General features: G+C 64.8%; 8 protein-coding genes. 4 read left to right on the top strand and 4 right to left on the bottom strand.

All coding sequences use genetic code 11. The features are described from left to right. Positions 1–24: 24 nt before the first annotated feature. From MEU52_RS21890 to ssuD, 3 genes are all read right to left on the bottom strand, one after another. Positions 25–1,035: a FecR family protein gene (locus MEU52_RS21890; RefSeq protein WP_238122001.1), complete on the bottom strand. Its 1,011-nt coding sequence runs from the start codon at positions 1,033–1,035 to the stop codon at positions 25–27. Between the two features lie 180 nt (positions 1,036–1,215). After that, a complete protein-coding gene (locus MEU52_RS00035; RefSeq protein ID WP_238122002.1) occupies positions 1,216–1,713 on the bottom strand; it encodes an RNA polymerase sigma factor in 498 nt (165 codons plus the stop codon). A gap of 213 nt (positions 1,714–1,926) precedes the next feature. Continuing rightward, positions 1,927–3,126, bottom strand: a complete 1,200-nt coding sequence (gene ssuD, locus MEU52_RS00030) for an FMNH2-dependent alkanesulfonate monooxygenase (RefSeq protein ID WP_238122003.1) — start codon at positions 3,124–3,126, stop codon at positions 1,927–1,929. Positions 3,127–3,656: 530 nt separating this feature from the next. Between ssuD and MEU52_RS00025 the strand changes: the two genes are divergently transcribed. The 3 genes from MEU52_RS00025 to MEU52_RS00015 all read left to right on the top strand — a co-directional run bounded on the left by MEU52_RS00025 (position 3,657) and on the right by MEU52_RS00015 (position 6,385). Then, positions 3,657–4,673, top strand: coding sequence for an ABC transporter substrate-binding protein (locus tag MEU52_RS00025; protein ID WP_238122004.1), 1,017 nt, complete (start codon positions 3,657–3,659; stop codon positions 4,671–4,673). 157 nt (positions 4,674–4,830) lie between these two features. Next, positions 4,831–5,523 carry an ABC transporter ATP-binding protein gene (locus MEU52_RS00020; RefSeq protein ID WP_337927130.1) on the top strand — a complete coding sequence of 231 codons (693 nt, stop codon included), beginning with the start codon at positions 4,831–4,833 and terminating at the stop codon, positions 5,521–5,523. Then, on the top strand, positions 5,516–6,385 hold the full coding sequence (locus MEU52_RS00015) for an ABC transporter permease (protein WP_238122006.1): 870 nt from the start codon (positions 5,516–5,518) through the stop codon (positions 6,383–6,385). The genes MEU52_RS00020 and MEU52_RS00015 overlap by 8 nt, the downstream gene beginning before the upstream one ends. A gap of 226 nt (positions 6,386–6,611) precedes the next feature. Here MEU52_RS00015 and MEU52_RS00010 read toward each other — a convergent pair whose 3' ends face one another. Then, positions 6,612–7,292, bottom strand: a complete 681-nt coding sequence (locus MEU52_RS00010) for an acyltransferase (RefSeq protein WP_238122007.1) — start codon at positions 7,290–7,292, stop codon at positions 6,612–6,614. Positions 7,293–8,694: 1,402 nt separating this feature from the next. Here MEU52_RS00010 and MEU52_RS00005 point away from each other — a divergent pair. Beyond that, complete coding sequence (locus tag MEU52_RS00005; RefSeq protein WP_238122008.1) at positions 8,695–11,007, top strand: hypothetical protein; 2,313 nt, start codon at positions 8,695–8,697, stop codon at positions 11,005–11,007. Positions 11,008–11,035: the final 28 nt, after the last annotated feature.

The raw sequence follows: 11,035 nt of genomic DNA, 5'->3' as shown, positions 1-11,035 counted from the left end.
CGGGGTTTGCCGTCGCAGCCGTGCTTAGAACAGCAGGGTGACGAAGGGGGGGGCCGCCACGGTTCGGGCATTGAGCTCGGTGGCGATGGTCTCCACGACCTCGTTGAGGTCATCGGCAGCGAACACACCGCTCACCCGACGCTCGGCCAGAGCGGGGGACATGATGACGATGCGCCCCCGGCGATAGCGATTGAGCTTGGTGACCACGCTGCGCAGGGGCACGGCATCGAATACCAATAGGCCCCGGCGCCAGGCGGCGGCGCCCGCCGCGTCGGTGTGGCGGACCGGCCCCAGCGGGCCTTCGGGCGCATAGGCCACCGTTTCGCCGGGCGACAGGACGACGCTGGAGGCACGCTGCCGCTCATCGCTCACCGAGACTTCGATCCGGTGTTCGACCGCCGTCACCTGCACTTCCGGCCCCATGTTCTCGATCACGAACCGTGTGCCGAGCGCGCGGGTGACGCCGCCCTGAGTCCGCACGGCGAACGGTCGGAGCTCCGGGCCCTGGCGCGGTGTGGCGGTGAAGAAGGCATCGCCGGCCAGCAGGGTGACCTGGCGCACGTCGTCGCTGAATTGAATGGAGATTGCGCTTGCGGGGCCGAGCTCGACGGTGCTGCCATCGGCGAGGGTGATGGTGCGGACCTCGGCGGGTGCGGTGCGATAGTCCGAGGTCATCGCCACGAAGGGATCGCCCACCCGGTAGAGCACACCCGCGCCGAGCACCAGCGCCAGCGTGGCCGCCAGGGCCGCCGCCATCCGCAGGCGCGGGGAGACGCGGGGAGGCGACGCGGGCATCGGCGTTTCGGCCAGATGGCGAGAGGATGAGGCGCCCGCCTCCGCTTCGTGACGGAGAACCGCGAGGCCGATCCAGGTGGCGTGGGCATTCTCGAATGCGGTGCGGTGGGCCGGATCGCGCCGAAGCCAGGCTTCAAACGCGGCGCGCTCGGCCTCGTCGAGGGGCCGCTCGTTGCTGCGGATCACCCACTCGGCGGCGTCCGCCTCCACGTCCTGGCCGCGTTTTCGATCCCCGTCCACGCTCTACCACCCCGATCGACTAAAGTGTCCCCATGGTGTCGAGCCCCCTCGGCCGCGTTCCGCGCGGGGCGCCCTTGGCATAACGCGCCCATGGCACAATGCGCGCGCCCACGGTCGCGTGCCGCTGCTCTAAGAGGCCGTGCCAGCCTTGGCAAGCCGCGCAGCGAGAGGCACGGCCCCTCACGGGGGCCCCACCCGCGCCGTGAGATGCCGCAGGGCAAGGGCCAGATGCTTCTGCACGGAGCTTTCCGAGATGCCCAGCCTGGAGGCCACCTGGGCATAGCTCAGCCCCTCGATGCGGTTGAGGCTGAAGATGTCGCGGGTGCGTGGAGACAGCTCGGCAAGGGCGTCGCGCAGGTGGGCGATCCGCTCGCGGGCCAGCAGCATTTCTTCTGCGGAGGGGGCCTCATCGGCAATCCGCGCGAAGTCCTCGGAGGGAGTGGGAAAGGTCTGTCGCCGGTTTTCCTGTCGCACGTGATCGATGAGGAGATTGCGCGCCACCTGGAAGAGGTAGGCCCGCAGGTCGCGCGGGGCACGGGACGCGGGGATCTCGGCGATCCGCACAAAGGTGTCTTGAGCGATGTCAGCGGCGGCATGCGCGCTTCCCATCTTCTGCTTGAGATAGCCCCGCAGCTCCGGGCCATACAGCAGAAATGCACGCTCAAGGGTCTTGGACACGCGACACTCGCCTGAATGCATGCCTGCAGCCAAGCCATCGACATCGGGCGGCCGCTCACCCGATCATCCCTACAGGTCAACGGGCGGCCGCGTCCACTGACAAGAGAGGGGTCGGATCAGATCATAATTATTTTAATTACAAGGGGATGCCTCGCGAACGCCGGGCTGTTCCGGCCGCGCCGTCTCCACGTGCCTGGCCTTCGCGGGGCGGGCTCAGGACGCCGAGGCGCGGCGTTCCTCGGGGACGATGGCGTTGCCGATGATCTCGCCGAACGGTCCGTGATGGGGGGCGGCGGCGCCGGGCGCGCCGGTTTCGGCGGCGCGGGGCAGAAGGGGCAGGACGCTTTCGCCGAAGCGGTAGGCTTCCTCCAGGTGGGGATAGCCGGAAAGCACGAACGTATCGATGCCGATGGCCATGTATTCCTTCATGCGCGCGGCCACCGTTTGCGGATCACCCACCAGCGCCGTGCCCGCGCCGCCGCGCACCAGGCCGACGCCGGCCCACAGGTTGGGGGTCACTTCCAACCGGTCGCGGCGACCGCCATGCAGCGCGCTCATCCGCCGTTGGCCCTCCGAATCCATGCGCGCGAACACCTGTTGCGCATCGGCGATGGTCTTGTCGTCCACATAGCGGATCAAGTCTTCGGCGGCGGCCCACGCCTCGGCGGTCGTGTCACGGACGATCACATGCAGGCGGATGCCGAAGGTCACCTCGCGCCCCACGGCGGCGGCGCGGGTACGGATGTCGCGGATCTTGCCCGCCACCTGCGCCGGCGGCTCGCCCCAGCTGAGATACTTCTGCACCTGCCGGGCCGCCACGTCGTGGGCGGGGGCGGAGGAGCCGCCGAAAAACAGCGGCGGATGGGGCTGCTGCACCGGCGGATAGAGCAGCTTGCCGCCGTCCACCTTCAGATGCTTGCCCGAGAAGGTGACCGCCTCGCCCTTCAGGAGGCGGGTGTATATCTCGAGGAATTCGGCGGTGATCTCGTAGCGCTCCGCGTGGTCGGAGAAGAAGCCGTCGCCGCGGTTCTCGACCGGGTCGCCGCCGGTGACCACGTTGATCAGCGCCCGCCCGCCGGAGATGCGATCCAGCGTCGCCGTCATGCGCGCGGCGACGGCGGGGGACAGGAGGCCAGGCCGCACCGCCACCAGAAAACGCAGCCGCTCGGTGAAGGCGGCCAGGGCCGAGGCGATGATCCAGGAATCCTCGCACGAGCGGCCGGTGGGGATCAGCACGCCATAGTAGCCGAGCTGGTCGGTGGCCTGCGCGATCTGCCTGAGATAGGCGAGGGTCACCTCCCGCGCCTTGTGCGAGGTGCCCAGATGATGGCCGTCGCCATGGGTGGGGAGGAACCACAAGACATTGGCTTGCTCGGCGGCGGGCAGGGCGGAGTCGGCGGTGTTGAGGGACATGGGGGGCTCCAGAGACTGCGATCGGTGCGAGAAGCGTGGCGCGCGTCGCTCAATAGTTAATAAAATCCATGGATAATATCAACTAAGTCAAGCCGTCCCACCTGTCTTTTTTCAATCCGCCGCTTTCGAGAACGCTCGGAGGTGTTTTGAGCAGCGCCGGCGCGCCACCCTGTGTCGTGGCGCCGCGCGCCTTATGCCCACAGAGGCCGCGCGAGCCTGTTCGGCCCACAGTCCGCGTATGGGGCCCCGCCGTCGGATATCGACCGGCGTCTCATAATAGACTGAAATCTAATGATAAATTTGAATTTCCGTTTATTGTGCACGGCTGCCACTCTTCAGCGCCTCATATAATTGATTAAGTCAATTGACATTATATAAAATAGACCGGCATCCTCGGAAAAGGTCGATGGGGGTCATCGGCCTAGCCTGCAGCCATGGGCCACCACCGCCGCGCCGGAGGGCCCACCGCAGTTGCCGGAGAGAACGCACTGCGCGGGCGCCGTCATCAGCCAAAGGGAAGGACGACACACATGCCCACCCGCCGATCTTTCGGACGCCTCCTTGCGCTCGGCCTCGCCCTTGGCGGTGCGCTCGGCGCTGTTCCCGCCCGAGCGGAAGGCCTGCTGCGCATCTCACAGCAGTTCGGCACACTTTACACGCCGTTCCACGTGATGAAGCAGAGAAAGCTCATCGAGAAGCACGGAAAGGCCTTGGGCGTCGATATTGATGTCCAATGGACGCGCCTGTCCGGAGGCGCTGCGGTCAATGATGCCTTGCTGGCCGGAAATATTGATATCGCCTCCGCCGGAATCGGGCCGTTTCTCATCTTGTGGGACAAGACACGCAGCACGCCGAACGCAGTGAAGATCGTCGGTGCCTTCGGTGCGCAGCCGAACTATCTGCTCACCAACAATCCCAATGTGAAGACCATCAAGGACTTCACCGACAAGGACAAGATTGCCATGCCGGTGGCGGGCGTCTCGGTGCAGGCGCGCATTCTCCAGCTCGCCAGCGAACAGACGTTCGGGCCCGGCAAGGCCAAGACGCTCGATCCATTGATGGTGACCCTGCCGCACCCGGACGCTACCGCCGCGCTGATCTCCGGCAGCACGGAAATCACCGCGCACCTGTCCAACGCCCCCTTCCAGAACCAGGCGTTGAAGAGCCCCAACGTTCACAAGGTGTTTTCCTCCTACGACGTTTTCGGTGGGCCGATCACGCCCACGGTTGCTTATGCCACCGAGACATTCCGCAAGGAAAATCCCAAAACCTACCAAGCCTTCCTTGCGGCCTTCCTTGAGGCGACCGAATGGGTGGCGGCCCATAAGAAGGAAGCGGCCGAGATCTATGTGGAGGTCGAGCAATCCAAGCTCGAGCCGGCCTTCATCGAAGACGTGCTCTCCAGCCCGGACACCGAATACACGCTCGTTCCGCGTGGCACCCTCAAGTTTGCCGCGTTCATGCACCGCATCGGCGCCATCAAGGCCAAGCCCGGGAGCTTCAAGGACTATACGTTTGAGGAACTGCATGCGGATTCCGGATCCTGAGCCGATGCCCATGATCTCCCTTGCATCCTCCCCGGTATCTTCCCTCGCATCCTCTCCCGCAGTCCCCTGGTCGCAGGCGCAGGTGCCGGTCCTTGAAGCGCGCAGTCTCACCCTGGATTACCCGGGGCCCGATGGGCCGGCGCGCGCGGTGACGGACGTGAGTTTCCGTGTGGCCTCCGGCGAGCGGCTGGTGTTGCTCGGCCCGTCGGGCTGCGGGAAATCCTCCATCCTCAAGGCGCTCGCCGGCTTCCTCAGGCCGGCCGGCGGCGCCGTGGAGATCCGCGGCAAGGCGATTTCCGGCCCGGGACCGGATCGCATCGTGGTGTTCCAGGAGTTCGACCAGCTCCTGCCTTGGAAAAGCGTGCGGGACAATGTGGCCTTCCCGTTGCGTGTCGCCCGCAAGCTCGGCGTGAAGGAGGCGCGGGCCCGTGCCGAGCGGGCGCTGAGGCGGGTGGGCCTGGGCCGTGCCCTTGATGCCTACCCACACACCCTGTCGGGCGGCATGAAGCAGCGTGCCGCCATCGCCCGGGCTCTGGCGGCCGAGCCGGACGTTCTGCTCATGGACGAGCCGTTTGCGGCACTCGATGCCCTCACGCGGCGGACCCTGCAGGAAGACCTGCTGGCGCTGGCGCAGGAACAGGGCTTCACGCTGGTATTCGTCACCCACGCCATCGACGAGGCGGTGCTGCTCGGCACCCAGCTGCATCTGCTGGCGGCGCATCCGGGGCGCACCATCGCCACCTTCGACACCTCAGGCCTCGGCCTTGCGGAACGCGGAACCCCACCTTTCGAGGACGTGGTCCGCCATGTCCACGATCTGCTGTTCGCCGATGGAGCACGCCATGTCTGATCAGGTCGCACGCGACGCAGCGCTCGGGCGCGCCGGCGAGGGTGTTGGACGCGGGCGGTCGCGCCATGTGGTGTTCCGCACCGTGTGGGATCGGCTTTGGAAAACCACGCTGGTGCGTCGCCTCGCCATCCTCGCCGCCTTGGCCGCGCTCTGGCAGGCGGCGGCGCTGTGGCAGAACAACCCACTGCTGTTTCCCACCTTCACCGACACGGCGCGGGCACTCATCACCGGCCTGCGGGATGAAGACCTGTTTCCCTCCGCCGTCGCTTCGCTTGGCGTTCTGCTGAAGGGCTATGCTCTCGCCATCGTGCTGGCGCTCGCGCTGGTCTCGATCGCCATCGCAGTGCCCTTCGTCAAGGAGGTGCTGCTGACGTTGACGGCCATGTTCAATCCGCTGCCGGCCATCGCGCTGCTGCCGTTGGCCATGCTGTGGTTCGGCCTTGGTGAGGCGAGCCTGCTGCTGGTGATGGTCCACGCGGTGCTTTGGCCGTTCGCGCTCGCGGCCCTCACCGGCTTTGAGCTTGTGCCCGAGACGCAGCGCCTGGTGGGGCGCAACTACGGTCTGCGGGGCCCATCCTATGTCGCGTTCATCCTCATTCCCGCTGCGCTGCCCTCGCTTCTGTCGGGGCTGAAAATCGCCTGGGCCTTCGCCTGGCGCACGCTGATCGCGGCTGAATTGGTGTTCGGCGTCTCTTCCCGGTCCGGCGGGCTCGGCTGGTACATCTATCGTAACCGCAATGAGCTGCTGACGGACAAGGTGTTTGCGGGCCTGGTCTCGGTGATCCTCATCGGGCTGGCGGTGGAGGTGCTGTTCCGCGCCATCGAGCACGGCACGGTGCGCCGCTGGGGTCTTCAGCGCTGATGGCACCGGAGATCCAGCGGTGCGCGGCATCCCCGATGTCCGTCGCGCGTCCGCCCGCCGGTGAAGTGGCGGTGGGCGGAGCATCAGCCTTGGTCCTGCCGATGGAAGCCGGCAATCGGAGGCGCGCTGCTGCGCCGCGTCTTTCGGGCTTTGGTGGCGGGGCAATGCCGTGGCGCTGTCTTGAAGCCTCTCAGGCCCCGACACGGGTATTGCAGAAGGGAGGGCCTTATGATTCTGAAGAGGCCGCTGGCGAAAACTGGGCATGGAAGGCGTCGAAGCTGTTCCGAAACTTGCTGTCCTTCGGAAGCAGCGTCTGGTTGCGAATCCAGCGGATGCCACGCTTCTTCACAGAGGCCGGATTGCCAGCCAGCACCGTCATCTGTTCGTCAAAGCGTCGCGTCACCACTGAACATGCCGCAACAATCGTTTCAGGCGCTATGGATGCGTTCTTTGTGATATAGGCGCGTTCGCCAATCCATGAATGGTCGCCGATCGTCACGTTGCCTACCGTATCCAGATAATCTCCGGTCTCGTCATCGAAGATCAGGTGCGGGGATTCTCCAGTCCGGATGATGATCGAGTTTGAAAACATGCAGGCATTGCCGATCCTGAGCGAATTTCCACTATTGTAAAGATAGAATGAGCAGTTTGGCTCGGTGGAGCAGTGATCTCCGATTTCAAGCGTAACGCGATGCGCCGGAACATCATTGCCAATGCTGACGTTGAGATCGCGTGTGCGGAAGCCACGGCCAATGACCACCCGATTATGGGAGCCGCGGACGTGCAGCGTCATGCTCAGTGCGCTGGAATCCTGGATGAAGATATGGTTGTGGTCGCCGATCACTCGCCCCGCGATTTTCGCATTGCCCCCAATGCTCACCGCGTTGCCAACACCATGAACCTCCATACTGCACACTCCTCTGCGCGCGTCGGCGTCTCTGAGCCGTTCATCGCGGTATATATGGACAACTCTCGAAAACATATACAGAAAAATAATCTTATTGGTTGTGGATGCCGGCGGCTCCCAAGGTGCGATCTTCCGGCCCAAAAGAGCATAGAATCTGCGCGCAGGCGCGTCTCTCTTTCATTCGAGGCTAGAGATCGCAGCCGAGCGTGTCGGTAATGCATCGGTGAGCAACGATGGATCGGCGAAGATGGGCCGCTTGCCGGGTGCTCACGCGTGAGGCCGGACGATCCGTGTCCATTGGTCCGCCTCAGACGATTGCGCGAGCGGTTCCGATGGTGTGCCTGGGGGTGCGGGCCAGCCTGTTTGCCCCTCCACACCGCGCCGATGGCCTCTCCGTCCGCGCGGGCACCGGTGCCGTTTCGCGGGCCGAGGCATCGGCGTTTCGCAGCGGCGGCGCCACCTCGTGGTCGCCGCCGTGTTGCTTTCGTGCCGGGGGGAATGACATGCCGTCTGACCTGAAGCGGGGCATCCGCTTCAGGTCAGACGGCACAGACGTGCTGGGGTGGGCGCCGCGTCATGCGGGCGGCTGGAGGCCCCTGGTTCCGGTCGGCGGGCGTGCGCGATTGGGCTGTCAGTATTGCACGGGCTAGGCGGCCGACGACGTCTCCAACGGCCAAGGTGGCGGATATGCGGACATCAAAAACCGCACCCCAAGGCGGCGACCGCCTGGGATTGAATATGGTGCCGGCGGTGGTTGAGGCAAAATAAAACCCAGCGAACTCGATGAGTTGCTGGGTTTATCTTGGTTGCGGGGGCCTGCAACACCCGATTCCTGCGATTGGTTGGAGGGGCTGTTCCGCGGTTGGCGGCGTAGCGGTTCCACCGAGACACTAAGTACGTTTGAGCCCATTCCAGCCCGCCACCACGGTCCGATGTGTCGCGTCGGGCCGCGATCAGCGCGATCACGAACACGGCGAAGACATGGTTCCACGGGAGCACAACCGATCGACAAAGTCCTACACCTCCTTCGTGTTCGTCCGGGAGAGTGAAGAAGGTCATGTGGCAGGCCGGCTTGCAATGTCGACTTGGCCGCGGATCGTAGGGGAGCGAAGGGCAGCGGAAAAAAACTTGCAAGATGCGCCCTCAACCGAGCAGGGTTCCGCTCGCGGTATCCGACGTGCCGATAAGAACGAAACTGTGAACAATTATATGATTGAAATCGCAATATAAATTCAGGTGAGCCTTACGAGGGGCTGTCCTGTTTGCGCCAACTGCAGCACTTCGCTCAATCGATCAGTGGACCAACGGCTGGAAGGGCTTTCGCGAGCGGTCGCCGTTGTCGAGAAATGCTGCCCGCTCCGAGGCGATTCGCCTCCTCACCATTGCGTCCTTCTGATCAAACATGCCCCGACTGACCTTCGCGCGCATGCTGGAGAAATTCTGCCAGCAGCGCGTCACCACTATCCTGTCTCCGCGCGACGCGGCGTCGTTCCAGAACTGGCTTCTCGGACTGCTCGCCGCCCGGATGCCTCCGCCAAAGGCCGGGCACGACTACGACTGGCTCGCCATCTCGGATGCATGCGGCGTCGATCATGTCGACCTCAAACGCGCCGCACGCGTCCTCTCGCCCGGCCTCGATGCCCTGGCGCGGGACGTTCGCCAGAATGGAGGACCCCACTCTGGGAAGGCGAGCCGCGTCGCATCTCGCCGGGCACCTCGTGCGACCGCGCACCGTAACCCTGCAGAGTCGGCAGATGCCGACCCGCGATCCGAGACGCCCGCTCCGCTGCGTCGGAAGCCCGGCGTTCGCGCAAAGCCTATCGTGGAGTTTCCGCAGAGCAACGGCAAACCGTGGGAGGATCCCGCAGCCTTCGCCGAGGCCTTGGACCTTCACATGCGCCGGCATGGCGACAGTTCGAAGCATCTCGCAAGCGTCCTGGCGAGCAGCGCCAGCCAGGTCGACGAGACGACCCTCAACATGTGGCGGCGCGGCGTGAAGGTGCCGCGTGCAGCCCGCAGTCTTGCGGCGCTGGAATTCATTGAGCGGCGCTATCGCCTGCCACTCGGCTACTTCAGGCAGAAACTGCCGATGACCGACCGCTGCACCTCAGCCGGCACCATTGCCGGCATAAGCCGTGCCGAGCGGCGGCGCCTCGCCTGGCATCTGCCCTTCGACTTCGATCGCCGTCCGCTGAAGGAGCGGGAGGAGATCCTCGAATGGGTGCAGCGCGTGGTCATCTCCGGATCAACCGAATATCGTCGGTTCCAGGCTGCCGCGATGAGACAGCGCTACGCGGTGCGCTTTCCCGGCCTGCTCGGCGAATCCACGCGTCCGCGCGGGCTCTATCGCTTCTGCCGGGAAGAGGATGGCAGCCTGCCCGATCCCGAGCTTGCGGTCGCCGCTGTCGATGCACCTGCCGAGCTTTCCGAGGAAATGGCGGAGCTCATCCGCTTCAAGACGACGACCCTGACCGCCTTCGGCTATCAGCGCAATGGCGTCTGGGGCGAGGAGACCGCCTCGCAGAAGGTCGAGCATCTGGGTCTGATGTTTGGCGCCCTGGCGGCGGCACCGAGCGGGGCCGTTCATGGCTTCGGCGTGCCGCTGGAGAGCCTCACCTTCGGTCTTCTGGTCTTTCCGATCGTCTGGGACTGGTACATCCAGTGGCGCGAACGTCGGCGTGGCTTCTACACCGCATGGGAAGTCGACATGCTGCGCATCGCCATCGCACTGACGCGGGTCGACACCGGGTGGCTGCGCCAGAGCCCGCAACTCGCTGATCGGATCAAGCCCATTCCCAATCTCATCAGTGAGCGGGACATCGCTGGAATCCGCGCCGACTGGGCCGGCGCCTGCGAGCAGATGCACAAGCACGGACTTGCCCGCGCCAAGGAAGTCCAACGTGTCGCGCGCATCCATCGCGATCCCTTCGAGCCGATCATGGTCGTGCTGGAAGCTGACAGTCCCATTGGCGAGTACCGCAAGATCACCGAGGAGATCCTGCGGCGGATACCCGACGAGAAGCGCTACCCGCGTGCCGCCGCTGAAGCCGTGAGGGCTTTCCTGATGCTCCGGCTCGGCCTGCATCTCGGGCTACGCCAGAAGAACCTGCGCCAGCTCCTCGTCTGCCCGCGCGGACACATTCCGAGCTCGGAACGTCGCCTCACGGAACTGAAGCGCGGCGAACTGCGCTGGTGCGAACGCGATCGAGGCTGGGAAGTGTTCATTCCTTCCGTCGCGTTCAAGAACGCGAACTCGTCCTTCTTCGGCAGCAAGCCGTTCCGGCTGATCCTGCCGGACCTCGGCGGGCTCTACCACTATCTCGACGCCTATATCGATCGGCACCGGAGAGCACTGCTGAAGAATGCCGCCGATCCTGGGACGCTGTTCGTGAAGACGGTGAAACTCACCAGCAAGGATGCCGCTTATTGCCAGAATACCTTCTATGAGGCCTGGCGGCTCGCAATCCAGCGCTACGGCATCCATAATCCCTATACGGATCGCGGCGCGATCAAGGGGCTGCTGCCGCACGGCCCACACAATGTCCGCGACGTGCTCGCCACCCATATCCTGAAGCAGACCGGCTCCTATGAGCAGGCGAGCTACGCCATCCAGGATACGCCCGACATGGTGGCCAAGCACTATGGGCGCTTCCTGCCGCAGGACAAGGCAGCGCTCGCCGCACAGATCCTGAACCGCGTCTGGGAGGCGGTGTAGAGGCACCGCTTCACTGTTTGAAGCAGTG

The organism is Xanthobacter sp. NM-25 (genome assembly GCF_022138605.1).
Lineage (GTDB): Bacteria > Pseudomonadota > Alphaproteobacteria > Rhizobiales > Xanthobacteraceae > Xanthobacter.
The sequence above is the reverse complement of the archived record's forward strand: the minus strand, read 5'-3'. Positions and strand labels throughout refer to the sequence as shown.